Annotated in this window: 29 protein-coding genes; 20 read left to right on the top strand and 9 right to left on the bottom strand. The window is 69.3% G+C overall.

Annotated features, from left to right (window positions below):
- Window positions 1-135 precede the first annotated feature (135 nt).
- From CEP17_RS09965 to CEP17_RS09955, 3 genes are all read left to right on the top strand, one after another.
- Entirely contained in the window at window positions 136-1,140 is a 1,005-nt protein-coding gene (locus tag CEP17_RS09965) for a TerC family protein (protein WP_112932131.1), read from the top strand.
- Window positions 1,140-2,429 carry a hemolysin family protein gene (locus CEP17_RS09960; RefSeq protein WP_112932130.1) on the top strand — a complete coding sequence of 430 codons (1,290 nt, stop codon included), beginning with the start codon at window positions 1,140-1,142 and terminating at the stop codon, window positions 2,427-2,429. Before CEP17_RS09965 ends, CEP17_RS09960 begins: the two co-directional genes overlap by 1 nt.
- A 210-nt stretch (window positions 2,430-2,639) precedes the next feature.
- Window positions 2,640-3,515, top strand: coding sequence for a GNAT family N-acetyltransferase (locus CEP17_RS09955; protein ID WP_112932129.1), 876 nt, complete (start codon window positions 2,640-2,642; stop codon window positions 3,513-3,515).
- Window positions 3,516-3,527: 12 nt separating this feature from the next.
- Here CEP17_RS09955 and CEP17_RS09950 read toward each other — a convergent pair whose 3' ends face one another.
- Both CEP17_RS09950 and CEP17_RS09945 read right to left on the bottom strand, forming a co-directional pair.
- Window positions 3,528-4,064 (bottom strand): GNAT family protein, encoded by a 537-nt coding sequence (locus CEP17_RS09950; RefSeq protein WP_112932128.1) that lies wholly within the window; start codon window positions 4,062-4,064, stop codon window positions 3,528-3,530.
- 10 nt (window positions 4,065-4,074) lie between these two features.
- Window positions 4,075-4,758, bottom strand: a complete 684-nt coding sequence (locus CEP17_RS09945; protein WP_239498497.1) for a TetR/AcrR family transcriptional regulator C-terminal domain-containing protein — start codon at window positions 4,756-4,758, stop codon at window positions 4,075-4,077.
- Window positions 4,759-4,826: 68 nt separating this feature from the next.
- Between CEP17_RS09945 and CEP17_RS09940 the strand changes: the two genes are divergently transcribed.
- Entirely contained in the window at window positions 4,827-5,459 is a 633-nt protein-coding gene (locus CEP17_RS09940; RefSeq protein WP_112932126.1) for a DUF4386 domain-containing protein, read from the top strand.
- A gap of 1 nt (window position 5,460) precedes the next feature.
- On the opposite strand, the gene CEP17_RS09935 is transcribed toward CEP17_RS09940, so the two are convergent.
- Window positions 5,461-6,231, bottom strand: coding sequence for an FCD domain-containing protein (locus CEP17_RS09935; RefSeq protein WP_112932125.1), 771 nt, complete (start codon window positions 6,229-6,231; stop codon window positions 5,461-5,463).
- Window positions 6,232-6,345: 114 nt separating this feature from the next.
- On the opposite strand from CEP17_RS09935, the gene CEP17_RS09930 reads away from it, so the two are divergent.
- Together CEP17_RS09930 and CEP17_RS09925 are read left to right on the top strand one after the other, a co-directional pair.
- Window positions 6,346-7,617 carry an alpha-hydroxy acid oxidase gene (locus CEP17_RS09930; RefSeq protein WP_112932124.1) on the top strand — a complete coding sequence of 424 codons (1,272 nt, stop codon included), beginning with the start codon at window positions 6,346-6,348 and terminating at the stop codon, window positions 7,615-7,617.
- Window positions 7,618-7,715: 98 nt separating this feature from the next.
- Complete coding sequence (locus CEP17_RS09925) at window positions 7,716-8,264, top strand: dihydrofolate reductase family protein (RefSeq protein WP_239498496.1); 549 nt, start codon at window positions 7,716-7,718, stop codon at window positions 8,262-8,264.
- 62 nt (window positions 8,265-8,326) lie between these two features.
- Here CEP17_RS09925 and CEP17_RS09920 read toward each other — a convergent pair whose 3' ends face one another.
- A complete protein-coding gene (locus CEP17_RS09920; RefSeq protein WP_204359824.1) occupies window positions 8,327-8,734 on the bottom strand; it encodes a peptidoglycan-binding protein in 408 nt (135 codons plus the stop codon).
- Between the two features lie 311 nt (window positions 8,735-9,045).
- On the opposite strand from CEP17_RS09920, the gene CEP17_RS09915 reads away from it, so the two are divergent.
- From CEP17_RS09915 to CEP17_RS09885, 6 genes are all read left to right on the top strand, one after another.
- Entirely contained in the window at window positions 9,046-9,645 is a 600-nt protein-coding gene (locus CEP17_RS09915; protein ID WP_112932122.1) for a hypothetical protein, read from the top strand.
- Window positions 9,615-10,157 carry an RNA polymerase sigma factor gene (locus CEP17_RS09910; protein ID WP_112932121.1) on the top strand — a complete coding sequence of 181 codons (543 nt, stop codon included), beginning with the start codon at window positions 9,615-9,617 and terminating at the stop codon, window positions 10,155-10,157. Before CEP17_RS09915 ends, CEP17_RS09910 begins: the two co-directional genes overlap by 31 nt.
- Window positions 10,158-10,441: 284 nt before the next feature.
- A complete protein-coding gene (locus CEP17_RS09900) occupies window positions 10,442-11,587 on the top strand; it encodes a DUF998 domain-containing protein (protein WP_112932119.1) in 1,146 nt (381 codons plus the stop codon).
- A 213-nt stretch (window positions 11,588-11,800) separates the two neighbouring features.
- Complete coding sequence (locus CEP17_RS09895; protein WP_112932118.1) at window positions 11,801-12,865, top strand: zinc-dependent alcohol dehydrogenase family protein; 1,065 nt, start codon at window positions 11,801-11,803, stop codon at window positions 12,863-12,865.
- Complete coding sequence (locus CEP17_RS09890) at window positions 12,862-13,197, top strand: DUF6804 family protein (protein ID WP_112932117.1); 336 nt, start codon at window positions 12,862-12,864, stop codon at window positions 13,195-13,197. Before CEP17_RS09895 ends, CEP17_RS09890 begins: the two co-directional genes overlap by 4 nt.
- A gap of 306 nt (window positions 13,198-13,503) precedes the next feature.
- Window positions 13,504-13,737, top strand: coding sequence for a histidine ammonia-lyase (locus CEP17_RS09885; protein WP_112932116.1), 234 nt, complete (start codon window positions 13,504-13,506; stop codon window positions 13,735-13,737).
- Between the two features lie 49 nt (window positions 13,738-13,786).
- Here the strand turns inward: CEP17_RS09885 and lgt are convergent, their stop codons facing one another.
- Window positions 13,787-14,701, bottom strand: coding sequence for a prolipoprotein diacylglyceryl transferase (gene lgt, locus CEP17_RS09880; protein ID WP_112932115.1), 915 nt, complete (start codon window positions 14,699-14,701; stop codon window positions 13,787-13,789).
- A 41-nt stretch (window positions 14,702-14,742) separates the two neighbouring features.
- The gene (locus tag CEP17_RS09875; protein ID WP_239498495.1) at window positions 14,743-15,963 is read right to left on the bottom strand and encodes an ROK family protein; all 1,221 of its coding nucleotides are present in this window, start codon (window positions 15,961-15,963) and stop codon (window positions 14,743-14,745) included.
- 119 nt (window positions 15,964-16,082) lie between these two features.
- Here CEP17_RS09875 and CEP17_RS09870 point away from each other — a divergent pair, with 119 nt between their 5' ends.
- The 5 genes from CEP17_RS09870 to CEP17_RS09850 all read left to right on the top strand — a co-directional run bounded on the left by CEP17_RS09870 (window position 16,083) and on the right by CEP17_RS09850 (window position 21,393).
- Window positions 16,083-17,387, top strand: a complete 1,305-nt coding sequence (locus CEP17_RS09870; RefSeq protein WP_239498494.1) for an extracellular solute-binding protein — start codon at window positions 16,083-16,085, stop codon at window positions 17,385-17,387.
- A complete protein-coding gene (locus tag CEP17_RS09865; RefSeq protein ID WP_112932113.1) occupies window positions 17,384-18,292 on the top strand; it encodes a sugar ABC transporter permease in 909 nt (302 codons plus the stop codon). The genes CEP17_RS09870 and CEP17_RS09865 overlap by 4 nt, the downstream gene beginning before the upstream one ends.
- Entirely contained in the window at window positions 18,292-19,200 is a 909-nt protein-coding gene (locus tag CEP17_RS09860) for a carbohydrate ABC transporter permease (RefSeq protein ID WP_112932112.1), read from the top strand. Before CEP17_RS09865 ends, CEP17_RS09860 begins: the two co-directional genes overlap by 1 nt.
- Window positions 19,201-19,259: 59 nt before the next feature.
- Window positions 19,260-20,954: an alpha-amylase family glycosyl hydrolase gene (locus CEP17_RS09855; RefSeq protein WP_112932111.1), complete on the top strand. Its 1,695-nt coding sequence runs from the start codon at window positions 19,260-19,262 to the stop codon at window positions 20,952-20,954.
- Between the two features lie 103 nt (window positions 20,955-21,057).
- Window positions 21,058-21,393 (top strand): hypothetical protein, encoded by a 336-nt coding sequence (locus tag CEP17_RS09850; protein WP_112932110.1) that lies wholly within the window; start codon window positions 21,058-21,060, stop codon window positions 21,391-21,393.
- Window positions 21,394-21,396: 3 nt separating this feature from the next.
- Here CEP17_RS09850 and CEP17_RS09845 read toward each other — a convergent pair whose 3' ends face one another.
- Window positions 21,397-22,017, bottom strand: coding sequence for a TMEM175 family protein (locus CEP17_RS09845; RefSeq protein WP_112932109.1), 621 nt, complete (start codon window positions 22,015-22,017; stop codon window positions 21,397-21,399).
- A gap of 76 nt (window positions 22,018-22,093) precedes the next feature.
- Here CEP17_RS09845 and CEP17_RS09840 point away from each other — a divergent pair, with 76 nt between their 5' ends.
- Window positions 22,094-22,765: a hypothetical protein gene (locus CEP17_RS09840; RefSeq protein ID WP_112932108.1), complete on the top strand. Its 672-nt coding sequence runs from the start codon at window positions 22,094-22,096 to the stop codon at window positions 22,763-22,765.
- A gap of 102 nt (window positions 22,766-22,867) precedes the next feature.
- The gene (locus CEP17_RS09835; protein WP_112932938.1) at window positions 22,868-24,361 is read left to right on the top strand and encodes an SDR family oxidoreductase; all 1,494 of its coding nucleotides are present in this window, start codon (window positions 22,868-22,870) and stop codon (window positions 24,359-24,361) included.
- Window positions 24,362-24,386: 25 nt separating this feature from the next.
- Here the strand turns inward: CEP17_RS09835 and CEP17_RS09830 are convergent, their stop codons facing one another.
- Complete coding sequence (locus CEP17_RS09830; protein ID WP_112932107.1) at window positions 24,387-24,809, bottom strand: NUDIX domain-containing protein; 423 nt, start codon at window positions 24,807-24,809, stop codon at window positions 24,387-24,389.
- An 81-nt stretch (window positions 24,810-24,890) separates the two neighbouring features.
- Here CEP17_RS09830 and CEP17_RS09825 point away from each other — a divergent pair, with 81 nt between their 5' ends.
- Window positions 24,891-25,565 carry a Type 1 glutamine amidotransferase-like domain-containing protein gene (locus CEP17_RS09825; RefSeq protein ID WP_112932106.1) on the top strand — a complete coding sequence of 225 codons (675 nt, stop codon included), beginning with the start codon at window positions 24,891-24,893 and terminating at the stop codon, window positions 25,563-25,565.
- A gap of 25 nt (window positions 25,566-25,590) precedes the next feature.
- On the opposite strand, the gene CEP17_RS09820 is transcribed toward CEP17_RS09825, so the two are convergent.
- Window positions 25,591-26,640 (bottom strand): alcohol dehydrogenase catalytic domain-containing protein, encoded by a 1,050-nt coding sequence (locus CEP17_RS09820; RefSeq protein WP_204359823.1) that lies wholly within the window; start codon window positions 26,638-26,640, stop codon window positions 25,591-25,593.
- Window positions 26,641-26,767: the final 127 nt, after the last annotated feature.

The raw sequence follows: 26,767 nt of genomic DNA, 5'->3' as shown, positions 1-26,767 counted from the left end.
CAGCAGTCCAGGGGGAGTACTCCGATACGGACGGTCCGTCATTACGGTCGCATCGCGGCCCGGGCCGACCGGTCCCGCAGGGGATGGGGGAGACTCTGGCGTCGACCACGTCACGCCATTCTTCGGGAGACCCCTGTGAACATCACCCCGCTCGTGTGGATCATCACGATCGCCGTCACGATCGCCTTCTTCGTGTGGGAGTTCTTCGCGCACGTGCGCAAGCCCCACGAGCCGACCGTCGGCGAGTCCGCGCGCTGGTCGGCCTTCTACATCGGCCTCGCGCTGCTGTTCGGCGTGGGCGTGGGCGTGTTCTCGGGGTGGGGCTACGGCGGCGAGTACTTCGCCGGGTATCTCACCGAGAAGGCGCTGTCGATCGACAACCTGTTCGTGTTCCTCATCGTCATGACCGGGTTCGCAGTGCCGAAGATGTACCAGCAGAAAGTTCTGATGATCGGCATCGTCATCGCCCTCATCATGCGCGGCGCCTTCATCGCCGTCGGGGCGGCGCTGATCGAGAACTTCTCGTGGGTGTTCTACCTCTTCGGCGCGCTGCTGCTGTTCCTCGCGTATCGGCAGGCCTTCGCGCACGGTGAGTCCAACCCCGCCGACGGCCGCTTCATGCGCCTCGTACGTCGTGTGCTCCCGGTCAGCGACGAGTACGACGGCGACCGGCTCACGGTGAAGAAGGACGGCCGCCGGTTCGTCACCCCCATGCTGCTCGTCATCGTCGCGATCGGGTTCATCGACCTCGTCTTCGCGGTCGACTCGATCCCCGCGATCTACGGGCTCACGCAGGAGGCGTACCTCGTCTTCACCGCGAACGCCTTCGCGCTGATGGGCCTTCGGCAGCTCTACTTCCTCATTGGCGGTCTGCTGGAGCGCCTGGTGTACCTCGCCCAGGGTCTCGCGGTGATCCTCGCGTTCATCGGCGTGAAGCTGCTCATCCACGCGCTCCACAAGAACGAGCTCCCGTTCATCAACGGCGGCGAGCACGTGACGTTCATCCCGGAGATCCCGATCTGGCTGTCGCTGCTGTTCATCGCTGCCACCGTCGCCGTCGCCACGATCGCGAGCCTGCTGAAGACACGGAAGGATGCCCGAGGCGAGGCCCTGCCCGCCGCGCGTGAGGACGCCCGCTGATGGGCGATCTCGCCTGGAACATCGCTCTCGTCTTCGTCTTCGTGCTCGTCGGCGGCGTCTTCGCCGCCACCGAGATGGCCCTCGTGACCCTGCGCGAGAGCCAGATCAACGCGATCGCGGCGCGTGGTGCGCGCGGGCAGAAGGTCGCCGGCCTCGCCCGCAACCCGAACACGTTCCTCTCCGCGGTGCAGATCGGGGTGACCGTGGCCGGCTTCGCCTCGGCGGCCTACGGCGCGACCTCGATCGCCCCGGCCGTGGCGCCCCTGATCGAGCGGGTGGGCGCCGCACCTCAGCTGGCGATGACACTGGCGACCGTCGCGTTGACGCTGGTGATCGCGTACCTGTCGCTCGTGCTGGGCGAGCTCGTGCCCAAACGCCTCGCCATTCAGCGCAATGCGCAGTTCGCCTACGCCGTCGCTCCCGTGCTCGACGGGTTCGCCGTCGTGATGCGGCCGGTGATCTGGCTGCTGTCGGTGTCGACCAACGCGCTGGTGCGCCTGCTCGGTGGCGACCCGCACAAGACGGCGGACGAGCTCAGCGAGGACGAGATCCGCGACATCGTCGCAACCCACCAGGGTCTGCCCGACGATCAACGGCGCATGCTCGACGACGTGCTCTCGCTGCGCGGGCGGCAGATCAGCGAGGTCATGCGCCCGCGTCCCGACGTCGTCGTCCTCGACGCCACCGCGACCGTCGCCGAGGCGGTCGCCCAGGTGCGCGAGCTGCCGCACTCGCGCTATCCGGTCGTCGATCAGTCCATCGACGACATCTCGGGCTTCGTCCACGTGCGCGACCTCTTCGACATCGCATCGCGGGATGCCGAGGCCCCGGTCAGTCGGGTCGTGCGCCCGATCCCGTACCTCCCCGCGACGGCCGGGGTGCTGGCCACCCTCACACGCATGCGCGCCGACGGCGATCACATCGCCGTCGTCATCGACGAGTACGGCGGCACCGACGGCATCGTGACCCTCGAAGACCTCGTCGAGGAGGTCGTCGGCGAGATCTTCGACGAGTACGACACCGTCGCCGACGCGCATGCGGGCGTCTTCGACGGGCGCCTCAACCGGGCGGACTTCGAGGAGGCCACCGGCGTTCAGCTGCCGCCGGGGTCATCGGACACCATCGCCGGTTTCGTCATCGAACAGCTCGGACGACTCGCCGTCGTCGGTGACACCGTCGAGTTGCCCGATGCCGCGATCCACGTGGTCGCGATGGACCGCCGCCGCGTGGCGGGCGTGCGCGTGGTCGCGCGGGCGGCGCAGAGCGATGCCGCCGGCACCCCCGGGTGAGTTCGGGCCGCGGGGCGACGCTGTGCGCCGCCCCGCCCCGCAGCACGGGCCTCTGGGGAAGGCGGCGTCTGCGGGTGACGAGCCCCCCAGCTCATCGAGGCCCGAACACGGCGGGATACCATCACCACCGCACTGATGAGATGACTCGAAGCGGGTTTCATCACGCGATTCGTGCGAATTTCTCTCGATGCGGCCTGCGAACATGAGCACATGAGCGCACCCGTTGCCCCGTCCGCCGTCCGCGTGCGCCCGGCATCCGTCGACGACGCCCGGGGCGTCGCCGAGGTTCACGTCCAGGCTTGGCGCGAGGCCTATGTCCGTCAGCTTCCGGCGACGGTCCTCGCCGGTTTGCGGGTCGAGCCGCGCATCGAGCGGTGGGCGTCGATCATCGAAGACGACGTCACCGACGTCTTCGTCGCCGAGGTCGACGGGCGGATCGTCGGCTGGGCGACGGCCGGTGACGGGCGCGACGACGATCGGCCGACGTCGCGGGAGCTGGAGGGCATCTACGTCCTGGCGGCGCACCACGGTACCGGTGCGGGGCAGCTGCTGCTGGACGCGGCGATCGGTGCCGGCGACGCCTACCTCTGGATGATGGACGACAACCCCCGCGCCGAAGCGTTCTATCTGCGCAACGGCTTCGTCCGCGACGGGATCGAGCGCGACCAGCTCTTGGCCGACCATCCCATCCACATCGTCCGGCTGGTGCGTCACGCCGGCGTACGGCAATGGGCGGCGGTGAAGGATGCCGAGACGGCCCTGCTCACCGCCGACGTGCGCCGCGACACCGCGCGGGTCGACGAGCTGCTGCACCCCGCTTTCGTCGAGATCGGCCGCTCCGGCACCCTCTGGACGCGGGAACAGATCGTCGGTGCGCTCGCCGAGGAGAGCGCGGACTCGCGCGCCACGCCCCAGACCGATGAGTGGCAGTTCCGTCAGCTCTCGCCCGAGCTGGTGCTGGTCACCTATCGGCTCACGACGCCCTCGCGGATCAGCCGACACTCATCGCTGTGGGACGTCGGCGGCACCGCACCGCGCCTGCGCTTCCATCAGGGCACCGTCGTGCCGCCGGCATCCGCTCAGTAGCGGGGCGCGACGTCAGCCGTCCTTGCGCTCCCACTCCGCGCGCAACAGCCCGAGAACCACCATGTCCTCGTAGGCGCCGCGCACCCACGCATGCTCGCGCAAGCGGCCTTCCCTGACGAAACCCGCCTTCTCGTAGACGCGGATCGCGCCCGTGTTCGAGCTGATCGCCTGCAGGTGCACCCGGCGCAGGTTGCAGCGCACGAACGCGAACTCCACCATCTGGGCGAGGGCCGCGGATCCGATGCCGCGCCCGCGATGTTCGGCGAGCACGGCGATGCCGATCTCGGCGTGGTGGGCGAGGTCGTCGAAGCCGAACAGGCTCACGCTGCCGACTGCGGCGCCGTCGACGTCGATCACGAACTCGATGCTGCGCGTACTCGAGCCGTTCGTGGCATCGGTGAGCCGCTTCTCGAAAGCCGACCTCGTCAGCGGCGACGGGCGCGACGGCGTGCGCTCCTCCCACGTGTCCAGGTCGGCGGCGACGCGGTACAGGGCGTCGACATCGGCGGCGGTGCGAGCGCGCAGTGTGACGAGGGGAGGGTGCGGCATTCCCTCCACGTTACCGGCGGGGTGCGTCACCGGCTTCGGTCGACGTCCACGACTGCTCGTGTCGACGTTGGATGCCGTCGAGCAGCAGGTCGAGGGCGAAGGCGAACTCCGCGTCGTCGTCGCAGGCCTGCCCGGCGTGCGGCGCGGTCGTGGCCATGCGGATGATCGCCGGGTAGGTCGTCGCGAACGCGGCCATCGCGGCGGCGCGCTCCCGGGGATCGTCGGGGGGCACCGGTGTGGGCAGCACGTCGCGGGTGAAGCCCCACATGCGGGTGCTCAATGCGTGCATCGCGTGATGCACGAGATCGGCTGACAGCCCACCCGCGAACATGTCGGCCATGAGTGCGTCCATGTGCGCGAGAACGCGAGGCGTGGCGTGCTCGCGCGTCTCGATCGCCTGTCGGGTCCAGGCGTGCGACGACAGGGCTGCGCGCGTTGCCATGATCCGCGAGCGCACGGCGTCGTCCCACGAGGCGGTGGGCGCGGGGCGAGCGACGTCGGCAAGGACGCGGTCGAGCATCGCATCTACCAGGGCGGCACGATCGGCCAGGTGCTTGTACAGCGCCATCGGTGTCACGCCCAGGCGCTCTGCGACCGCACGCATGCTCGCCGCGTCGAGGCCGCTCTCGTCGGCGATGGCGATCGCGGCGTCGATGATGCGCTCCAGGTCGAGGTGTGGACGCACGGTTGACACGTATACACCGTACACCTAGTGTGTGTGCGAACTGGTTTACGCCGTATACCGAACGTGGAAGGAACACCGTGTCTCAGCTCGTCCGCCGTCAGTCGCAACTCGCCGGCATCCTCTATCTCGTCACGCACGTCACGTCGGTCACCGCCGTGATCGCCTACGGCGGAGGTGTCGTCCGCGCCGGTGTCGCCCTGGAGTTCGTGCTCGCACTCGGCTGCCTCGGCACCGGCGTACTGCTCTGGGTGCTGCTGCAGGCGCACGGTCCTGCCCGAGCGGCGAGCTTCGCCTTGCTGCGTACCCTCGAAGCGGCCGTCATCGTCGCCGGCGCGCTCCCTATGCTCGCAGCGGCGCTGGCCGGCACGACGGTCGACGGCGCATCCGCGGCCATGCACACCGCCGCCTTCCTGCTCGGACAGGGCCTCGTCATCAGCGTCAACACGGTGATCCTCGGCTGGCTGCTGTGGGATGCGCGAGCCGTACCCCGCGCGCTCGCCGCGCTGGGGATGGCGGGCGGCGTGGTCGTGCTCGTCAGCAACGGGCTGCAACTGGCCGGAGCCATCCCTCTGAACGGCGTCGTCGCAGCGATCGCGGCGGTGCCCGTCTTCGGCTTCGAGATCTGGTTCGCCGTCTGGCTCATCGCCGTTGGGGTGCGGCCGGATCGCGGCATCCGCACCGCGCACGCGGCGGATGCCGTCGTCGGCTGATCTATTGCGCGGGTGCGGCGGGCAACCCGAACAGCACGGATGCCGCGCGCCGGATGTGTGCTTCGGCGAGGTCGGCCGCGCGATCGGGATCTCCGCCGTCGATGGCCGCGAAGATCGCGCGGTGTTCCCGCCGGAGGCGATCCGATTCTTCGGGCCATTCTTCGGTGCGTTCGGCGGCGCGCAGGATCGGCACCTTCATCGCACTGCGGATCGCGGCGGTCAGCGCCGCGGACAACGCGCTGCCCGAGGCTTCGGCGATCGCGAGGTGAAACTGCGTGTCGGCCTCATTGAACGAGTCGCGCGAGGAATGCGGCTGATCCATGCGGTCGAGCGCGTCGACCATCTGCGATCGCGCTATGTCGTCGAGGTGGCGCGCAGCGGATGCCGCGCTGGCGCGCTCGAGCACCACACGCGCGTCGGTCACGTCCTGAATCGTGAAGTTCGACAGTGCGACATGCAGACGCAGGAAGCGGGTGAGTGCATCGCGGGGCAGCGCCGCCACGAATGTCCCCGCAGCGGCGCCCGCCCCGGGCTGTGAACGCAGCACGCCCTGAGCCTCGAGCACGCGAACGGCTTCTCGCACGCCGGCCCGGCTGACTTCCAGGCAGGAGGCGAGCTCCCGCTCCGGCGGCAACGCATCGCCGACTTGAAGGGTTCCAGAGAGAATCCGGTCTTCGATGGCTTCGATGACGAGCTCGTGGGCGCGTGCCTTCTTCACCGGCTGCCAGAGCGGTGCGGAGCCGGTCGGGAGCGTGGTGGGTCGGTCCGTCATCGTCCGTCACCGCCTTTCGCTTCCGCTTGACAGCCTAGGGCCGCTCGAATAGCGTGCGCTAGAGGTCAGACCTCTCAATGGCCGTGCATCGTCGCATCTTCTGAAAGGCCCGCCATGTCACCCGTGAAGCGTCAGCTGCCCAAGCCCGGCGAGCTCCTGGAGCTCATGCAGTTCAAGAAGCCCGAACTCGATGCCCGCAAGAGGCGATTGGACGCTGCGCTCACGATCGCCGACCTCCGCGTCATCGCCAAGCGGCGCACCCCGAAAGCCGCGTTCGACTACACCGATGGTGCGGCGGAGGGGGAGCTTTCGCTCGCCCGCGCCCGCCAGGCCTTCCAGGACATCGAGTTCCATCCCGACATCCTGCGTCCGGCCGCAGAGGTCGACATGTCGACCGAGATCCTCGGCGGCCCCTCGGCGCTGCCCTTCGGCATCGCGCCGACCGGTTTCACGCGGCTCATGCAGACCGAAGGCGAGACGGCCGGCGCCGGCGCCGCCGGCGCCGCCGGCATCCCGTTCACCCTCTCGACGCTCGGTACGACCTCGATCGAAGACGTGAAGGCGGCGAACCCGCACGGGCGCAACTGGTTCCAGCTGTACGTCATGCGTGAGCGCGAGATCTCCTACGGACTCGTGAAGCGCGCGGCGGCGGCGGGCTTCGACACCCTGCAGTTCACCGTCGACACCCCGGTCGCAGGGGCGCGCCTGCGCGACAAGCGCAACGGCTTCTCGATCCCTCCGCAGCTGACCGTCGGCACCATCATCAACGCCATCCCGCGGCCCTGGTGGTGGATCGACTTCCTGACGACACCCAAGCTCGAGTTCGCGTCGCTGTCGACCACGGGCGGCACGGTCGGCGAACTGCTGAACGCGGCGATGGATCCGACCATCAGCTACGACGACCTCGACGTCATCCGCAGCCTCTGGCCCGGCAAGATCGTCGTCAAGGGCGTGCAGAACGTCGAGGACTCCAAGCGATTGATCGATCGCGGCGTCGACGGCATCATCCTCTCCAACCACGGCGGTCGGCAGCTCGACCGCGCTCCCATCCCGTTCCACCTGCTGCCCGAGGTCGTGCGCGAGGTCGGCAAGGACGCCACGGTCATGATCGACACCGGCATCATGAACGGCGCCGACATCGTCGCCGCCGTGGCGATGGGGGCGAAGTTCACGTTGATCGGGCGCGCCTACCTGTACGGCCTGATGGCCGGCGGACGCCAGGGCGTCGACCGCACGATCGAGATCCTCCGCACCGAGATCGAGCGCACGATGAAGCTCCTGGGCGTCTCGACCCTCGCCGAGCTCGAGCCGCGCCACGTGACCCAGCTGGAGCGCCTCGTGCCCCGGGCATCGAACGGGGGCGTGCTGAGCGCGGCATCCCGCTGACGCCGAGCGACCCGCTGTCGCCGGGCCGCCGGCCGGGGTAGCGTCGAGCGCACAGCACCGACGCGAAGGAGCGGAACGTGGGCCGGATCATCCTCTCGATGTCGCATTCCCTGGATGGCTACATCACGGATGCCGAGGGGCGCTTCGACTGGGGTGCGCCCGACGAGCACATCTTCCGTGCCGCCCTCGAGGAGGTGCGTGGTCTCAGTGCCCACTTCTTGGGCCGGCGCCTCTACGAGACGATGCGGTACTGGGAGGATCCCGACGTCGAGCCCACCTTCGAGCCGCTTGAGCGCGAGTTCGCCGAGGTATGGAAAGCGCTGCCGAAGATCGTCGTCTCGTCGGCGCTGGATGCCGCGCCCGGGCAGAACACCAGGTTGCTGCAGGGCGATCTCGTGGAGGAGATCGCGCGCCTGCGCGACGACGACGCGGTCGCAGAGGTCGCGGTCGGAGGAGCGACTCTCGCGGCGACCCTCGCCGCGGCGGGACTCGTCGACGAGTACCGCAGCGTCGTGTATCCGATCCTCCTCGGTGGTGGCACCCCGTTCTACCCGCCCGGAGTAGGCCCTACGACGCTTGAGCTGGTGTCGACGCATCGGTGGGCGCGGGGGATTCAGTCGCTGCGCTACCGCGTCGTTCGCGACTGACGGCCGCATTGCTCCGGCAGCCGATCCACGCTCGGACGTCTGAGTATTGCGAGACAGTCGCGTCAGCATCCCGCAGCGCGGTAGGCGTTCCATTCTGCAGCGGTGAAGGACTCGCCGGCGTAGTTGGAAACCGTTCCTGCTGAGCACAGTGCCGCCCAGGTGTTGGGGCCGACGATTCCGTCTGCGGCCAGACCCCACCTTTGCTGAATACGGATGATCGCCGTGCGGGTGGCGGCGCCGTACTGGCCATCCACGGCGATGCGATAACCGGCGATGGTAGGGAGTTTGTGGTTCGCGAGAGTCTGGATGTAGCTCACGCAGTTGCCGTTGCCCCCGTAGGAGTAGTTGTAGGACCGGCACGTTCCCGCTGCCATCGCGGGGGACGACCCGACGAAGGAACCGAGCGCAACGGCGGCCACGGCTGTGAGAGCGGCGAGGGAGCGAGCAGACGAGGTGGACCAGAGCTTCATGAGTGCCTTTCGTGACGTGCGGGCAGGAGGCGACGTCCCTGCGGGTCTGCGATCGAGGCTTCCCGGGGGTCGATTCTCCGAAGCTAGTCACAGCCACGCCGCCCTGACTATGGGCAGCACTCCCCATAGTCAGACGACGCGCAGTTGCGGCAAGGCGCACCTGTGATGTTCGTCCGGGCCGAGAGATCCCGAAGGAGCTAGGTATGAGTCCGAGCGGCGGGACGGCGACGTTCCGCGGAAAGATTCCGGAACGGGTCTGCAACGGTTGGGCCCGTTCCGGGCATGTCTCCGGTGAGAGGCTGGAGGCACCAATGACCGACGACGAACTGAACATCCGACTGGACCGGATGGCTGACCGCCTGCCGTCCGCGGTCGAAGCCGAGGCTGGACACATCGCCCGAAACACCATGCCACCCCGGTTGCGGAAAGGCCGGGCGCCGCGCGCGCCCTGGGTGCTGCCAGTTGTCTTGGCGGGAGGGATCGCGTTGACCGCCGGGGCCAGTACTGCGGTGGTCGCGATGTCGCACTGGGCGCGAGTGAGCATGCCCGCCCAGAACATCCGTAACACCCAACCCATCCCTGTCACCTGGACCACCCCCACCGGACACACCGAGCAATGCCGGGTCTGGATCGAACTACGTCACCCCGCCACCGGCGACGCCACAACCCTCGACGCCGCGATCACCGCCCACGACTGGGGCGGCCTCGGACAAGACCTCTACGACGCCGCCCCGGCCGGCACCGGCACCGACGACCCTGACGGGGAAGAACGGGTTTCCGGCGCTCTGGTTCCGGTCGTTCACGCGTTCGCAGAACAGACCTTCCCCGGCATCGGCTGGATGGATGAGAACGCTGCTTCCGACGCTCGAGCAGTGGACGCGTGGGGCATGACCTGCGCGCCCGCATCATGACCCGCGACCGGGACCGCGTCATCGCCGCGGTCAACGACAACGCCGCCGACATCCTCGCCTACCTCACCCGACGAGTTGATCCCGCCGAAGACGCCGCTGACCTGCTCTCCGAGGTGCTCACCGTGCTCTGGAGAAAATCCGGAGCGCTACCCACCCGAGACGAAGACGTCAGGCCCTGGATGTTCGGCATCGCCCGCAAAATGCTCTACCACCACTACCGCACCCTCGGCAGGAAGCACGCCCTCGCCGATCGGCTCCGCAGCATGCTCGCCGTCACCGAGCACCCCGGCTTTACCACGGATGACCACCTCGACCTCCGCCAGGCGCTGGTACGGCTGGACCAGATCGACCGCGACATCATCGGGCTCGTGCACTGGGAAGGCTTCACCCTTGCCGACGCCGGTCGCATCATGGGGTTGAAAGAAGGCACTACCCGCAGTCGCTACCACCGCGCACGAGCGACTCTCCGCGCCCACCTCATCGCCCAGAAGGAGGCCGCCAACACCGAGTAAGACGACGAAGGCGTGTTGCTACGCCGCGTCGTTTCGCTTGTCATTGCCAGGCGCGGACATGATGGACAGTGCCGACTTGGGGTAGCTGCCACCGCGAGGTCCGATCTCGAAGATGCAGATCTCCCGGACTCTGGCGCGGATCGGTGCTCGGTTCCAACCAGCCATGCCGCGAGCATGCAGTCGGCGGCGCGGCTCGCGGAAGCGGTGATGTCCACCCGCCCGCGTGCCCGCTGCTCCTGACCGAAGTCGACCGGTCAGGAGCAGGCCGAAAGTAAGCTCGGTACGTGAGCAGATGGCGCCCGTCCCCCGCCCGGTGGGTGCACCACGCGGCATCCGAGACGCCCCGCTTCTCGCCGAACGTCGAGTCCCGCGCGACGCGCTGGGCGCTGGGTGCCGCGCTCGTCGCCGCCGCCGTCACCGTGGTCGTCATGGGCGGGGCGCGGATGCCGCTCGGCGGCGGCGAGTCGGTCGGGAGCCTGGCCGCGCTGCTCGCGGCGATCGCCGCCGGTCCGGCCTTCGCGGTCTCCTTCGCCCTGGAACGGCGCCGCGGTTACCTTGCGTGGCGTGACAGCCTGCCGCGCGCCAAACGCGTGACCGACCTCATCGCGCTGTCGGCGGCGATGATGATGCTGGCGGCCCTCGTCGTCGTGGCCGTGGCGGAACTGTTCCAGCTGGGGTTCCGTGGACTCACGATCGACCCGTTCGGTGCTGCGGCGCTGGTTGCCGCCGCCGCCGGCACGATGACTTACGTGGCGTCGGCCTCGGGCGCGCGGGTCACCTCGACAGCCGTCGCGTCCCTGGCCACCCTGGTGCTGTTCATCGGCACGCTCGCGAGCATGGTCAGCGCCTCACAGGGCGATTGGTGGCGGTTCCACTTCTCCGAACTGGGCAACGAGTCGGGATACGCCGGCTACCAGTTCAACCTCTCCCTGATCACGACCGGCGCGGTCATCACCGCGCTGGCGAACTTCGTCGCCCATGACCTCGAAGTGGGTCTGCGCGCGCACGTCGACACCGCCCAGCGCCGTGCCCGCCTGTTCGCCTGGCTGCTCGCGGTGATCGGTCTGTGCCTGATGGTCGCCGGGTTCGTACCGGACGCCGTCGCCTTTCCGGTGCACGTGGGCGCGGCATCCGGAATGGTCGTCGTCTTCGGCGTGCTCGTCGGATGCCTGCTGACGCTCGTTCCCGGAATCGGCCGCGACATCGCGGTCTTCTCGGTGCTCGTCGTGATCGGCATCGTCGTCGCCGTCGCCCTGTGGGTGCCGATCGACTACTACAACCTCACCGGGTCGGAGTTCATCATCGCCGGCCTGCTGTTCGCGTGGCTCATGCTGTTCGTGCGGCAGTCGCGTGCGTATGCGGATGCCGCGACACACGCTGCGCCCGTGCCGGCTGTCGTGCCGCCGGTGACAACGCCTGTGGGTCAGTAGCGGCCGGAGAGCGATCGTGCGAGCGATCCGCAGATATCGGCGAGACGTCCGAAGAACCTCGTTGTCGCTCGGAGGAAGGTGTTGCGGCCGGGGGTGGGATCGGAGTGGCGATCGTGCATCTGCGGCCTTCCTTTCGCGATCGTGCATCTTGCGTGCGCTGGGACCGACGCTACATCAGCCACCGGCTAGCGTGAAGGGGACGAAAGGGTGCGGATGCGTGCAGTGGTGATGGATGCCGTGGGCGAACCGTTGGAGGTGCGCGAGGTCCACGACCCGGTCGCGCCCGCCGGCGGCGTGGTCGTGGAGGTGCGGGCGACCGGCCTGTGCCGCAGCGACTGGCACGCATGGGTGGGCCACGACGACATCGCCGTACCGCATGTTCCGGGCCATGAGCTCGCCGGAGTGATCGTCGAGACCGGCGCGGGCGTCGAGCGGTTCGCCGTCGGCGACCGGGTGACCGTGCCGTTCGTCTGCGGGTGCGGCACCTGCGAGTGGTGCCGCGCGGGCGACGCGCAGGTGTGCCCCGACCAGCAGCAGCCTGGATTCACGCACTGGGGCTCGTTCGCCGAACGCGTCGCGCTGCACGCCGCCGACACCAACCTCGTGCGCATTCCCGACGACGTCTCCTTCGCCGCGGCCGCCTCCCTCGGCTGCCGCTTCGCCACCGCCTTCCGCGCACTCACCGGACGTGCGCGCGTGCAGCCGGGCGAGTGGGTCGTGGTCGTCGGTGCCGGCGGTGTGGGACTCAGTGTCGTCATGATCGCCCGCGCGCTCGGCGCGCACGTCGTGGCCGTCGACCGCAACCGGGCCGCGCTGGACGCGGCATCCGCTCTCGGCGCCGATGCCGTCGTCGTCGCCGCCGACGGGACCGACGTGCCCGACGCCGTGCGCCGGATCACCGGGGGAGGCGCACATGTGTCGATCGACGCGGTGGGCGCCGAGCAGACCTCGGCGGATGCCGTGCTGAGCCTGCGTCGCCGCGGACGCCACGTGCAAGTAGGGCTGCTGCCGTCTGCGAGCGATTTGTCGGGGATGCCGATGGCACGCGTCATCGCGTGGGAACTCGATCTGCTCGGCAGCCACGGCATGGCCGCGGTCGACTATCCCGCCATGCTCGAGCTCATCGCGGAGGGACGTCTGCGCCCGCAGGAGCTCATCGAGCGCACGATCTCGCTCGCCGACGCGGCCGCACTTCTGCCCACGTTCGACCGTGCCACGCTTGCCGGTATGACGATGATCGACCCGGCCTTGCCTGCGACGACGGGAGTGCCGGCATGAGCGGAACGAAGCGGAGCGAGCCGACCTTCCAGCGCAACGCGCTCGCCCCGGCCCTGCTCGCGGCCGCCGTCCTCTTCCTCGCGCCGGTGCTGCTGACGGCGGGTTGGGGGATCGTCGTGCTCTACGTCGTCGCGATCCTGGCGCTGATCGTGGGCTGGTTCGCCGCGCAGGCGCGTCAGTGGGTGTGGGCGGTCGTGTTCGCCGTGATCGCGGTCGTGTGGAACCCGGTGTTCCCGTTCGGGTTCGACGGACTGGTCTGGTCGCTCGTGCAGCCGGCCGCGGCCATCGTGTTCCTCGTCGCCGGGGCGATGATCAAGACACCGCGCGCGTGACGACGGCGGCATCAGTGCTGGCGCCGGCCCTCTCGAGTGGAGTTGCTCCGGCCGTGCGTTCATAACTCCGGAATTCTCGGGCTGTCTGGCGGTTCAGCGCCCCTTCAGGGCTCGCCGTCGCCGAAACTCCGGAGTTGTGAACACCGATAGATCGACAGGCCGCTGGCCGCCGACCGGTGCGTGCGGCCGTCGACAGGGACGATAGCTGCGGCCACGGCGTGTTGGTCGATGCACGAGAGGACCGCGTAGGGTGAGGGCATTCTCGGAGCCTGACCGCGGCGACAGCCGCGGAGTGAGGGGAACACGATGGGTGTCTCATTCCCGACCGGTGCAGTGTCGTTGACGACCGCGGAGGGCGACACCGTGCTCCTCCGCGTCTGTGACCTGTGCGGAGCCGCGGTCCTCGACGCCGATGACACCGACCTCGCGTTCCACAAGCGTTGGCACCGCATGACAGGCTCCGGCAACTGGGTCGATCCCGCGACGGGGCACCTCCACGGTCCAGGCGCAGCAGCGTTCGGCGCGGACGCATCGAGCTGAGCCTCCCGCGGGAGGCGTTCACGTCAGCCCCGCTGTGGGGCGGCGCTCGTCACGACGGCTGCGGTGCGTCCTCGCGGGCGACGGCGAGCTTCTCGGCGTCCTGTCGTTGCTGCTCCGCGGCGGTGAACGGCGACGTGTCGGGCTCGCCACGATGGCGCACCGTCTGCACGACGAAGATCGCGACGCCCAGCAGCACGACGGCGAACGAGGCCCAGATGTTCGCCGGGATGCCGAGGGGCGCATCGCTCGTGGGATCGATGCGGATCGCCTCCAGCCAACTGCGGCCCAGCCCGTACCAGATGAAGTACGACGCGATGCTGCGGCCCCAGCCGAGACGCACTCTGCGCTCGAGGACGATGATCAGCGCGGCTCCGACGAGGTTCCAGATCATCTCGTAGAGGAACAGCGGATGGAACAGCGTGCCCGGCGCGACGCCGGCGGGGAACATCGGCGCGTCGGGGGAGATCTCCAGGCCCCACGGGAGGGTCGTCGGCAGCCCGAACAGTTCCTGATTGAAGTAGTTGCCGAGTCGTCCGATGGCCTGCGCGACGAGCAGCGCCGGCGCGAGCGCGTCGGCGAAGGCGAAGAAGCGGATGCCGGCGCGCCGGGTGGCGATGTAGATGCCCACCGAGCCGCCGATCATGGCGCCGTAGATGGCGTTGCCGCCGTCCCAGATCGCCACCACCGCCCAGAGGTTGTCGCCGGGGGCGAAGTAGTCGCCCATGTGGGTGAGCACGTGGTAGATCCGCGCCGCGACGATGCCCAGCGGCACCGTCCACAGCGCAACGTCGATGACGGTTCCCGCCGGCACTCCGCGCGCCCGCAGGCGCCGTTCGGTGATGATCACGGCGGCGATGATCCCCGCGATGATGCACAGCGCGTAGATGTGGATCGTCAGCGGGCCGAGGTGAAAGCTGGACCAGCTGAGGTCGGGGCTCGGAATACTCAGGTGCACGCCCGACATTATGCGCCTGCCGGGTATGAGCTGTCCCGGCGTGGCGGTGGTCAGTCGGCGCGAGTGGCGCGGGCCACGCGGCGAGGGAGGGCGGTCGAGCGCGCGCTGTCGCGGGCCCGGGCGAGCGCTCCCCGGATCACCACGTCGCCGCCCAGGTGCGAGCGCAGCAGCGTCGGCGCGGGCAGGTGGATCTGGGCGGCGAGCGTGCGCTGGGCGGCGTCGAGCACCGGCTGGATGCCGTCGGCGATGGCTCCGCAGACGATGACGCGCTCGGGGTCGAACATGTTGCCGAGCACCCCCACGATGCGCGCGAGCACGCGGCCGATCGCATCGGTGATCTCGATCGCCAGAGGATCGCCGCCGGCGGCGAGCTCCAGCACGTCGCGGCCGTGCACCTGCGCGGGGTCCATGGCGGCGAGTCCGCTGCGCTCGGTCGTTTCGGTCTCCGCCTTGGCGATGGCTTCGCGCGCGAGGCGTTCGAGAGTAGGTCCGAGACCGAACGCGGAATCCACATCGCGGATGAAGTCGAAGGCGAACATCTCGCCGACACCGCCGTGAGCGCCGTGCAGCAGGTGACCGTCGACCACGACGCCGGCCCCGAGGCGCTCGCCGGCCAGCAGCGCGACGTAGTCGCGGCATCCCACCGCCTCGCCCCCGGTGCCTTCGGCTGCCGCCGCCAGCTGCGCGTCGTTCTTCACTTCGACGACGTCGGCTTCGTCGCCCAGCGCATCGATCAGACCCGGGTTCGTGCGCTCCCAGAAGCCCTCCGGGTGCGGCGGTGACTGCCCCCGCAGCGTGACGGGGGCGGCCACTCCCACACACAGGGAGAGCACGTCGTCGCGGGCCACGCCGGCCTCGGCGAGCGTCGCACGCAGGTGCGCGACGATCGTGTCGCGGCGCTCGTCGACGCTCTGGGCGGGCGAGAGCGCGATCTGGCGCCGCAGCAGCACCTCGCCGGAAAGGTCGGACACGGCCGCGGTCAGGTGCGTGTCGCCGGCGTCGAGCGCCGCGACGACGCCGGCGTCGTCGCGCAAGCGGAAGCGCCGAGCGGGCCGGCCCGCGCGGTACTCGCCGGCGTCTCGCGCGTTGGGGAGCTCCTGCAGCACGCCGGCGGCGATGAGCGTGTCGATGGCCTCGATCGTGGTGGAACGAGTGAGCGATGCTGCGCGCATTGCCTCGGTGGCGGTGAAGGTGCCGGCATCCCACGCGAAGTCGAGCACTCCGTCGACGCTGGCGCGACCGGTGCCCGTGTCGAGGACCGTCTGAATCACTCTTGACCTTTCCGCAGGTGTTCTGTCAGAGTATTGCCGAACAGTTGATTCGACCACTAAATCTAATCAAAGTCGAATCTGGAAGGGCGGCCACGATGCCGTCGGACGGAAGGACGAAGGTGTCTGTGAGAACCTCACGAGCGCTCCGGGCGGTGGCCGCCGGATTCGCTCTCGTGCTGGCGGGGAGCCTGCTCTCCGGCTGCAGCAGCGACGGCCGCGAGACGATCCGCTTCACCTTCAGCAAGCGCGAGGCCCTCGACTTCATGAACGGCGTGGTCGACGCGTACAACGCATCGCAGGACCGCGTGCGCGTCGAGATGGACACCTCCGGCGTCGACGTCGTCTCGGCGAGTTTCGTCCGCGGCAACCCGCCCGACATCATGCTCGCCAACTACAACTACGAGACCGCGCGCTTCGTCCAGCGCTGTGCACTCAGCGACCTCACCGGCACCACGGCCGCCTCCACGACCCGCGATGACCTCCGCGGCCTGATGGATCAGTACGGCTCGTGCCCCGGGCGCATCAGTGCGCTGCCGTACTCGGTGATGGCGGCATCCGTCATCTACAACAAAGACCTGTTCGCGAAGGCCGGGGTCGACGTCCCCACGACGTGGGACGAGCTGCTCGCCGCCTGCGCGAAGCTGAAGGCGACCGGCATCACCCCGTTCTACGCGACCTTCAAAGACGACTGGACGGTCGGACAGGGCTGGTACGACTACGCGGTCGGCGGCGCGGTCGACGTCGTCGACTTCTTCAACCGCCTCGCGGCAGAAGGCGCCGACGTCGGGCCCGACTCGGCGACCTCGTTCGAGAAGGACTTCTCCTCACCCGTGGAGAAGATGACCCAGCTCACGTCGCAGTTCGTCAACACCGACGCCCCCAGCCGCGGCTACGGCGACGGCAACCTCGCCTTCGCGAAGGGCGAGGCGGCGATGTACCTGCAGGGCCCGTGGGCCTTCAGCGAGATCGCGAAGACCTCGCCCGACATGAACCTCGGCACGTTCCCGCTGCCGATGACCGACGATCCGGCCGATCGGCGCGTGCGCGTGAACATGGACCTCGCCGCGATGATCCCCGAAGGTTCGCGGCACAAGGATGCCGCGCGCGACTTCCTCGAGTACCTCTACCGTCCCCAGACCATCGAGGCGTACAACACGTCGCAGCTCGGCTTCACCCCCACGAAGGATGCGCCCGCGCCCGACGATCCCCGCATCGCGGGCATGATCCCCTTCTACACGGCGGGCAAGGTCTACCAGGGGCCGTCGGTGCTGGTGCCCAAGACGATCCCCGTCTTCAACTACGTGCAGGCCGTCGTGCTCGGCGCGAGCCCCCAGGGCACCCTCCGCACGATGGATGCCGACTGGGCGCGCCTCGCCTTCCGCGCCCCCGCCCCCACGACCGAGACAGAGGAGTCTGGGCAATGACCACGTCCACGATCGTCACCGCCGGTGACCGCACGGCGCGCCGCAGCCACCGCCGTGTCGAGCCGATCTACTACCTGTTCCTACTGCCGAGTCTCGTGCTGTTCACGCTGGCGATCACGGTGCCGGGCGTCGTGGGGATCTTCTTCAGCTTCACCGATTCGATCGGCATCGGCGAGTGGCACTTCACAGGACTGACCAACTACATCGCAATGTTCAGCGACCCGGCGATCCTGCAGAGCTACCTCTTCACCATCGGGTTCTCCATCGCGACCGTGCTCGTCGTCAATGTGGTGGCGTTCCTGCTCGCGGTCGGCCTCACCGCCCGCATCCGGATGAAGACGGCCCTTCGGACCGTCTTCGTGATCCCGATGGTCATCTCGGGCATCATCATCGCCTACGTCTTCAACTTCCTGTTCTCGAACTCGCTTCCCTCCCTCGGCGAGTCCCTCGGCATCCCGGCGCTGTCAACGAGCCTGCTCGCCAACCCCGACCTCGCGTGGGTGGCGATCGTGCTCGTCACCGCCTGGCAGGCCATTCCCGGCACGCTTCTCATCTACATCGCGGGGCTGCTCGCCGTGCCGGGTGACGTGTACGAGGCTGCGGCGCTCGACGGCGCCTCCAAGGGTCAGCAGCTCGTGCGGATCACCCTGCCCCTGGTCGCGGGGTACGTCGTGATCAACATCATCCTCGGCTTCAAGGGCTTCTTGAACGCCTACGACATCATCGTCGGCCTCACCAACGGAGGGCCCGGAACGGCCACCCGCAGCGTCGCGATGACGATCATCGCGGGCTTCAACGGCGGCGACTACGCCTACCAGATGGCCAACGCGACCATCTTCTTCGTCGTCGCCATCCTCATCTCCCTGCTCCAGCTCTCGCTGACTCGCGGAAGGAACGCCTTCTGATGTCCACGCAACCCGCCCTCGTCGTCGAGGATGCCGCGGCCTTCGCGCCCGCGGACGACCGCCGTCGCAAGAGTCCCACCACCCGCGGTGAGCGTGTCAGCTGGTCGACGACGATCATCCTGATCCTCTGCGCCGTCACCGTGCTGCTGCCGCTGTACGTCACCATCTCGATGTCGCTGAAGACCACCGCTCAAGCCGTCGATGGCAACGCGTTCTCGTTGCCGGCGCCGTTCAGCTTCGACGGCTTCGTCGAGGCGTGGAACCTCACGAAGTTCCCGGTCGGGGCGGGCATCTCCCTGTTCGTGACCGCAGGCACCGTCATCGCCACGATCCTGCTGGCCGCGTTCGCGTCGTACGCGATCGTCCGCAACTGGGACCGCCGCCTGTTCCGCTACTCGTTCTTCTACCTGCTGGCGGCGATGTTCATCCCGTTCCCGGTCGTGGCGCTGCCGCAGATCCAGCTGACCGGCCGCGTCGGACTCGACAACCCGTTCGGCGTCATCATCCTCGCCACGATGTTCCAGCTGAGCTTCAGCGTGCTGCTGTTCACGGCATTCCTGCGGTCGATTCCGCTGGAGCTCGAGGAGAGCGCGCGCATCGACGGCGCGACGACGTGGCAGACGTTCTGGAAGCTCATCTTCCCGCTGCTCGCGCCGATGAGCGCAACCGTCGGCATCTTCGCGTTCCTCTACGCCTGGAACGACTTCATGATGCCGTCGCTGATCATCTCCGACCCGGCCCTGCAGACGTTGCCCGTGCGACAGAACCTCTTCCAGACGCAGTTCAGCAACAACTACAACGTGTCGTTCGCCTCCTACCTCATGGCGATGGCCCCCGCGATCCTCGCCTACCTGTTCACCCAGCGCTGGGTGATGGAAGGTGTGACCCAGGGCGCCGTCAAGGGCTGACGCCCGCGCCGCCGCCTGCCCTCACCCCCCGAACCCGACCCGACTCCGAAAGGTTCTGCATGTCTGCCGTGCTCTCCGCCTCCGACCGCCTCGAACTCTCCCGCCCGGAGGATCGCGACTGGTGGCGCCAAGCCGTCGTCTATCAGGTCTATCCCCGCAGCTTCGCCGACGCCGACGGCGACGGCATCGGCGACCTCCGCGGCATCCTGTCGCGCGTCGACTACCTCGCCGAGCTGGGGGTGGATGCCGTGTGGCTGAGCCCGTTCTACCCGTCCGAGCTGGCCGACGGCGGTTACGACGTGGCCGACTACCGCGATGTCGACCCGCGCCTCGGGAGGCTCGCCGACTTCGACGAGCTCGTCGCGGCGCTGCACGAGCGCGGCATCCGCATCGTGGTCGACATCGTGCCCAACCACACCTCCGACCGGCACGAATGGTTCCAGGAGGCGCTCGCCGCCGGTCGCGGATCGGCCGCGCGGGGGCGCTACATCTTCCGCGAGGGCGCCGGACCCGACGGATCCGAACCGCCCACGGACTGGACCGCCGCGTTCGGCGGATCGACGTGGGAGCGCGTCGCCGACGGGCAGTGGTACCTGCACAGCTTCGCGATCGAGCAGCCCGACCTCGACTGGAACAATCCCGAGGTACGTGAGGACTTCCTCACGACGCTGCGGTTCTGGTCGGACCGTGGCGTCGACGGGTTCCGCATCGACGTCGCGCACATGCTCACGAAAGACCTGAGCGAGCCCCTGCCGTCTGCGGCGGAGCTTGCCGCGCTGCCCGTCGACGGCTCGCATCCGCTGATCGACCGCGATGACGTGCACGAGATCTACGCCGAGTGGCGCCGCGTGTTCGACTCGTACGACCCGCCGCGGACGGCCGTCGCCGAGGCGTGGGTGGCGACCGACCGCGTGCCGAAGTACGCGAGCCCGGAGAGTCTGGGCCAGTCGTTCAACTTCGACCTGTTGCGGGCCGCGTTCGACGCACAGCAGTTCCGTCAGATCGTGTCCGACAACATCGCTCTCGCGGCCCGCTCGGGCTCGTCGAGCACGTGGGTGCTGTCGAACCACGACGTGTTCCGTCACGCGACGCGCTACGCGCTGCCGCGGGTGGAGGAGGTCGAGGGCGCGGTGCCCAATCGGCACGGCGGGGGGTGGCTCGAGGCCGGCGCCGACGAGGCGGTCATCGATCGCGCCGGTGGCCTTCGCCGTGCGCGTGCGGCGTCGCTGTTCCTGCTCGGGCTGCCGGGGTCGGCGTATCTGTACCAGGGTGAGGAGCTCGGCCTGCACGAGGTGGCGGAGATCCCCGCCGACCAGCGGCAGGACCCCACGTTCTTCCGCACCCACCAGGAGCAGTACGGACGTGACGGATGCCGCGTGCCGCTGCCGTGGACCCGCGAGGGCTCCTCGTTCGGTTTCGGTTCGGGGGGCGCGCACCTGCCGCAGCCGTCGTGGTTCGCGGACGCGTCGGTCGAGGCGGAGGAGGGCGACCCGGCATCCACCCTCTCGCTCTACCGCCGGGCCCTCGCCCTGCGGCACGAGCTGCTCGCGCCGGAGCGACTGGAGTGGGTCGAGACCGGCCGAGACGACGTGCTGCGCTTCCGCCGTCCGAACGGGTGGGAGGTGGTGACGGTGTTCGGCTCCGCACCGCTCGCGCTGTCGCTCGCGCCGGGTCAGCGTGTCGTGCTGTCGAGTGCACCGGTCGACGGCGAGACCGTGCCGGGGGAGACGACCGTCTGGATCACGGGGGGCTGATCCGGCGGCTCGGGCTGCGGGTCGCGTGGCCGGTCAACGCGCGGTGCGGGAACGATGTGTTCAACGGGAACGTGGCGTCGACCGACAACGGCAGACTGAGCGGATGAGCACGAAGTCAGGTAGGAGCGCCGCGGCATCCGTTCTTGCCGTCGCGGTCATCCAGGTCGTCGTTTTCGCGATCACGACTGCGGTGTGGTTGGGGAGCACGATCTTCGCCGGAGGGGTGTGCGAGCTCCGCTGCGACTGGTCCGGCGCCGACCTCGCGGGCGCCGTCTACTACCTCGTCGCCGTCGTAATGTTTCTCGGCACCGCAGCGGCGGCTCTCTTCTCGTGGCGGATGGAGAGGGATCTCACCTGGGTTCCGCTCGCCGCCAGTGCGGGCACCGTGGCGGGGCTGTTGATAGCGCTCAGACTCTTCCAGACGGCGATGGGATCCTAAGCGTCAGCGCGACCCGCGATTCAGCAGGGGGCCGAGGGGGATCTCCAGCAGCAGGACGAGCAGCCAGAGAGCGCCGTACTGAGGAAACAGCAGCACGAGCACGAGTGCGACCGCCATCAGGATCGCGCCGATCCAGTGCCTCAGCGGCGGTGCGGGTGCGCGGTCGCTCAGTCCCGCCCGCTGCAGCGCGACCGCCTGCACGCGCAGTATCACTCCGCCCACAAGCATCGTTCCGACGTAGGCCCCCAGTCCGACCCTGTCCGTGCCCGGCCCGGCGAGATCGAGCGCCGTCGCGACCGGCAGGAAGACGATCGTCGCGAGCCAGAGGGTCTGCAGGCGGCCGACCAGGCGGGTGTAGCCGCGGGCGTGCACGAACATCACGTGGTTGGCACGCCAGAAGGCCGCGATCACCACGAAGCTCAGCGCCGCGGAGATCATCCCGGTCACGTTGTCGGCGAAGAAAGCCGACGCCGACTCGGCATCCATCGCCTTATCCACCAGGGGCAGCACGACGAGAGTGATCGCGATCGCGACGACCGCGTCGCTGAACGCGACCAGCCGGTCGAGGGCCTTCTCGCCGTGAGCGGCCCCGTGGGCGCCGTCGTCGATCTGGTCTTCGGACATGGCGCCAGGCTAGCGGGGGCAGAGGGGCTGTGGAGAACTTCCGAGGCCGACTTCGACGGATGGCTAGGATGCCGGGGTGACAGCCCCCCGCCTCGTTTCTCGTGCCACCTTCGCCGTCCTCGTCGCTGCCGGCGCTCTCGCCTTCGCGGGATGCGCCGCCGGAAGCAGCACGGCGGCCTCGCCGTCGATCTCCGCATCCGGAGCCATCGGTGGCGACACAGGTGCGCCGACGGACGGGGCGACCGACCCCGGCGACGGGGATGGGGGCGGAGATGCCGTCGGCGGCAGTGCGCCGTCGGCGCCCACCATGGCGCTCGCCGACGTGCTCGCCCGCTACCCCGACTGCGCCGCCATGGGCTCGGTGCTCGGCTCGGCGATCGACGGACTCGAACTGAGCGACCAGAGCAACGAAGACGGCACCGTGCAGTGCAACTGGATGTCGACGACCGGCGACTACGTGAACACCGTCCTCGTCACGGTGACGACCAACAACGGCGCGGTCGACGTGCCCAAGAAGGAGGACATCGCCGCCATCGGGTCGGAGTACATCGCCGATGGGGCCGTCGAGGCTCGCGGTGGCATCGCCTATGGCACGAAGTCCACCGGAGATCTGCGCATCTACGGCACGCTCGTCGACATGCCCGGAGTGGGCGTCTCGATCAGCTCGGGTGCGCTCAACGAAGACCCGCGTCTCTTCGGCGCGCCGGCCGTCGCCGCGGCGAAGCAGCTGCTCGGCATCGCAGGCTGACGCGCGCCGACGGCGGCTCCCGCGCGCCCCGTTGTCCGCCGGGCCCGCGCTCAGCCGCGTCCGATAAAATCCCTCGTGCCCGAAACGCCTGCAGACACCGAGATCACGCCCGACCCGGACGATGCGGCGACCCCGGCCCCGACAACGACCCCCGTCGCGATCGACCCCCACGAGTTGGAGATCGCGCTGCGCGTCATCGACGCGGCATCCCTCCTGGATCGCGACGACCCCGCCTACATCGCCCTGCGTCGCCAGACCGGCAAGATGTACAAGGACGTCAAGCGCATGTCGCGCAAGGAGAAGCGTCAGCGCATCGCCGACGCCGATCGTGCCGTCGTCGCCGCGACCGCCACGGGCGCGCCCGACCGCATCGACGACGAGACCCGCGGCATCCCCCTGGCGGCCCGCACCGCGGCGCCGACCGCGGGCGAGCTCATCAAGCCCCGCGCCTGCTATATCTGCAAAGAGCAGTACACGATCGTCGACGCGTTCTACCACCAGCTCTGCCCCGACTGCGCGGCGATGAGCCACGCCAAGCGCGACGCCCGCACCGACCTCACCGGACGGCGCGCCCTGCTCACGGGAGGCCGCGCGAAGATCGGCATGTACATCGCGCTGCGCCTGCTGCGCGACGGCGCCCACACGACCATCACGACCCGCTTCCCGCGCGACGCCGTTCGCCGCTTCTCGGCGCTGCCCGACAGCGGCGACTGGATCCACCGGCTCAAGATCGTCGGCATCGACCTGCGCGACCCCGCCCAGGTCATCGGCCTTGCGGATGCCGTCGCCGCCGACGGACCGCTGGACATCCTCATCAACAACGCGGCGCAGACCGTGCGTCGCTCCGCCGGGGCGTACAAGCCGCTCGTGGACGCCGAGCTCGCGCCGCTGCCGCAGGGCCCGCTGCCCGAACTGCTGACCTTCGGCCACACCAACGACGCCCACCCGCTCGCACTGGCCCAGTCGGTCTCGAGCCATCCCATCCTCGCGGCGGCCGCACGGACGGCCGAGGAGCTCACCGCCGAGGCGATGGCCGCCGGGTCGTCGTCGCTCGAGCGTCTCGCCGCCGGCACGGCGATCGACGCGGGCGGGCTCGTGCCCGACGAGAACCACATCAACAGCTGGACCCAGTCGGTCGAGCAGGTCGAACCGCTGGAGATGCTCGAGGTGCAGCTCGCGAACATGACCGCGCCCTTCCTCCTCGTGTCCCGTCTGCGCCCCGCGATGGCGGCGTCCCCGGCGCGGCGCAAGTACGTCGTGAACGTCTCGGCGATGGAGGGCGTGTTCGGTCGTGGATACAAGGGTCCCGGACACCCCCACACCAACATGGCGAAGGCGGCGCTCAACATGCTCACGCGCACCAGCGCCCGCGAGATGTTCGAAACCGACAGCATCCTCATGACGGCCGTCGACACCGGCTGGATCACCGACGAGCGCCCGCACTACACGAAGGTGCGCCTCGCGGAGGAGGGCTTCCACGCCCCCCTCGACCTCGTCGACGGCGCCGCGCGCGTGTACGACCCGATCGTGCGCGGCGAGGCGGGCGAAGACCTCTTCGGCATCTTCCTCAAGGACTACCGCAAGAGCTCGTGGTGAGCCGGTCGGCCGCCGCCGGCGGCGCTCAAGCCTCGGGCAGGAAGTAGGCCGCGGCGAGAGGGGCGATCTCCAGAGTGGATGCCGCGCCCCGGTCGACCCAGCGCAGCTCCTCGATCTCGGCATCCGTCACGGGCTGCTGATCGCCGATGTCGACGCGGAAGACGTCGGCGACGACGGCGAAGCCCGGCTCGTTCGCGGCCGGGGCGGTGAACTCGCCGAGCGGCGTGAGGTCGCTCGGCTGCAGGCGCAGCCCGATCTCCTCGGCGAGCTCGCGGATGAGGGTCTGCGCCGCGTCCTCGCCCGCCTCCGGCTTGCCGCCCGGCTGCATGAACGCGGTCGTCCCCGCCTTGCGCACGAGCAGCAGCCGTCCGTCGACGTCGGTGATGACGGCCGCGGAAACACGGATGGAGCGGGCGGTCGCGGAATCGGGGGGCGGCGTCGAGGTCACCCTCGCACGCTAACACTGCACCGCCGGCAGGCGGAGGCTCACCCCCTGGCCGCGCGCCGCCGTACGCGATTGACTGTCCGCATGAAGCTCCTGCTCACCTCGGGCGGCGTCACGAACGACAGCATCCGCACCGCTCTCGAAGACCTGCTCGGCAAACCCATCGCAGACAGCTCCGCGCTGTTCATCCCGACCGCGCAGTGGGGGCAGCCGATGTGCTCGCCGGAGACGGTGTGGCGTTCGACGGCGGGGCGGTGGCCCGGCGGCATCCACAGCCCCGTCGAGCTCGGGTGGCGTGAGGTCGGCGTGCTCGAGCTCACCGCCCTGCCGACGATCGCGCCCGAGCGATGGATGCCGTGGGTGCAGGAAGCCGATGCGCTTCTCGTCGACGGCGGCGAAGCGGTGTATCTGGCCGAATGGATCCGTCGGTCGGGACTGGCCGACCTCCTGCCGGAGCTGCACGAGACCGTCTGGGTCGGCATCAGCGCGGGCAGCATGGCCCTCACGCCGCGTATCGGACCGGAGTTCGTCGACCGGCATCCGGGCGGGACCGACGAGACGCTGGGACTGGTCGACTTCTCGATCTTCCCGCATCTGGACTATCCGGGCTGGACCGGAAACACGACCGCGGCGGCCCACCGGTGGGCGGAGGGCATCGGCGGTCGCGCCTACGCGATCGACGACCAGACGGCGATCCGTGTCGTCGACGGCGAGGTCGACGTGATCTCCGAGGGCCACTGGGAGCTGCTCAACGCGTGAGCCTGCTGCCGGGCGCTTCGACGGCTCAGACCGTCAGCATCACCTTCAGCGCCTCTCGGGAGTCCATCGCGGCGTAGGCAGCGGGCGCCTCGTCGAGCGGCATGATGCGATCGAAGACCCGGCCGGGCTCGATCGTGCCGTCGAGCACGAGCGGAATCGCGTCGTCGAGGTAGGCGCGCACCGGGGCGACGCCGCCCGTCAGAGTGATGTTCTTGCCGAACAGCGAGGCGAAGCCCACCGGTGCGCTCTCGTACTGCGGCACGCCGACGCGCGAGATGACTCCGCCCGGACGCACGACGCCATAGGACTGCTCGTACGCGGGCATGTGGCCGACCGCCTCGATCACCACGTGGCTGCCCTCGCCGTTCGTGAGGTCCATCACGCGGTCGATGCCCTCTGCGCCGCGCTCGGCGACGACGTCGGTCGCGCCGAACTCGACGCCCAGATCGGTGCGGTCGGTGTGGCGGCCCATGAGGATGATCCGCTCCGCGCCGAGGGTGCGGGCGGCGAGCACCGCCGACAGCCCCACGGCACCGTCGCCGACGACCGTCACCGTCTGGCCGGGCCGCACGCGGGCGAGATGCGCGGCATGGTAGCCCGTCAGGTAGACGTCCGACAGGGTCAGCAGCGACGCCAGCAGGGAGTCGGATGCCGCGTCGGGGTCGACACCCGGCACGACCACGAGCGTGCCGTCGGCCTGCGGGATGAGGGCCCGCTCGGCCTGCAGCCCGCCGACCCGCCCGTTGCCGTAGAAGCCGCCGTGCTGGCAGGAGGTCTGGAACCCTTCGCGGCAGAAGACGCACGTGTTGTCGGAGTAGACGAAGGGCACGACGACGAAGTCGCCGGGGCGCACCGTGGTGACGTCCGCGCCGGTCTCCTCGACGACGGCGATGAGCTCGTGCCCCATCCGCCGGCCCGTCGAACTCTCGGTCATCGAGTGATACGGGTGCAGGTCCGAGCCGCAGACGCACGCGCGGACGATGCGCACCACGGCATCGGTCGGCTGCTGGATGACGGGATCGGGGACGTTCTCGACGCGGACGTCTCCCGCGCCGAACATGACGGTTGCTCGCATGAGTACATTTCACGCCATCCGGGGTGCCCTTTCCATTATCCCGCGCGCAGGGGGACTTGCCGCAAGGCCCCCTGCGTGAGGCAGAATCGCAGGTCGCGTCGGCTTTTCGGCGCCAGAGGGGGAGTGG

The organism is Microbacterium sp. PM5, from assembly GCF_003293595.1.
Lineage (GTDB): Bacteria > Actinomycetota > Actinomycetes > Actinomycetales > Microbacteriaceae > Microbacterium.
Note: the sequence above shows the minus strand (reverse complement) of the source record. Positions and strands in the feature narration are given on the sequence as shown.

What these genes read in the sequence shown, in the direction of transcription:
- CEP17_RS09955 (WP_112932129.1), top strand. Translation starts at nt 2,640, where the DNA reads ATGAGCGCACCCGTTGCCCCGTCCGCCGTCCGCGTGCGCCCGGCATCC.
- CEP17_RS09935 (WP_112932125.1), bottom strand. Translation starts at nt 6,231, where the DNA reads ATGACGGACCGACCCACCACGCTCCCGACCGGCTCCGCACCGCTCTGG.
- CEP17_RS09865 (WP_112932113.1), top strand. Translation starts at nt 17,384, where the DNA reads ATGACCACGTCCACGATCGTCACCGCCGGTGACCGCACGGCGCGCCGC.
- CEP17_RS09895 (WP_112932118.1), top strand. Translation starts at nt 11,801, where the DNA reads ATGCGTGCAGTGGTGATGGATGCCGTGGGCGAACCGTTGGAGGTGCGC.
- CEP17_RS09845 (WP_112932109.1), bottom strand. Translation starts at nt 22,017, where the DNA reads ATGTCCGAAGACCAGATCGACGACGGCGCCCACGGGGCCGCTCACGGC.
- CEP17_RS09820 (WP_204359823.1), bottom strand. Translation starts at nt 26,640, where the DNA reads ATGCGAGCAACCGTCATGTTCGGCGCGGGAGACGTCCGCGTCGAGAAC.
- lgt (WP_112932115.1), bottom strand. Translation starts at nt 14,701, where the DNA reads ATGTCGGGCGTGCACCTGAGTATTCCGAGCCCCGACCTCAGCTGGTCC.
- CEP17_RS09850 (WP_112932110.1), top strand. Translation starts at nt 21,058, where the DNA reads ATGAGCACGAAGTCAGGTAGGAGCGCCGCGGCATCCGTTCTTGCCGTC.
- CEP17_RS09960 (WP_112932130.1), top strand. Translation starts at nt 1,140, where the DNA reads ATGGGCGATCTCGCCTGGAACATCGCTCTCGTCTTCGTCTTCGTGCTC.
- CEP17_RS09855 (WP_112932111.1), top strand. Translation starts at nt 19,260, where the DNA reads ATGTCTGCCGTGCTCTCCGCCTCCGACCGCCTCGAACTCTCCCGCCCG.
- CEP17_RS09930 (WP_112932124.1), top strand. Translation starts at nt 6,346, where the DNA reads ATGTCACCCGTGAAGCGTCAGCTGCCCAAGCCCGGCGAGCTCCTGGAG.
- CEP17_RS09925 (WP_239498496.1), top strand. Translation starts at nt 7,716, where the DNA reads ATGTCGCATTCCCTGGATGGCTACATCACGGATGCCGAGGGGCGCTTC.
- CEP17_RS09860 (WP_112932112.1), top strand. Translation starts at nt 18,292, where the DNA reads ATGTCCACGCAACCCGCCCTCGTCGTCGAGGATGCCGCGGCCTTCGCG.
- CEP17_RS09915 (WP_112932122.1), top strand. Translation starts at nt 9,046, where the DNA reads ATGACCGACGACGAACTGAACATCCGACTGGACCGGATGGCTGACCGC.
- CEP17_RS09920 (WP_204359824.1), bottom strand. Translation starts at nt 8,734, where the DNA reads ATGAAGCTCTGGTCCACCTCGTCTGCTCGCTCCCTCGCCGCTCTCACA.
- CEP17_RS09950 (WP_112932128.1), bottom strand. Translation starts at nt 4,064, where the DNA reads ATGCCGCACCCTCCCCTCGTCACACTGCGCGCTCGCACCGCCGCCGAT.
- CEP17_RS09885 (WP_112932116.1), top strand. Translation starts at nt 13,504, where the DNA reads ATGGGTGTCTCATTCCCGACCGGTGCAGTGTCGTTGACGACCGCGGAG.
- CEP17_RS09825 (WP_112932106.1), top strand. Translation starts at nt 24,891, where the DNA reads ATGAAGCTCCTGCTCACCTCGGGCGGCGTCACGAACGACAGCATCCGC.
- CEP17_RS09890 (WP_112932117.1), top strand. Translation starts at nt 12,862, where the DNA reads ATGAGCGGAACGAAGCGGAGCGAGCCGACCTTCCAGCGCAACGCGCTC.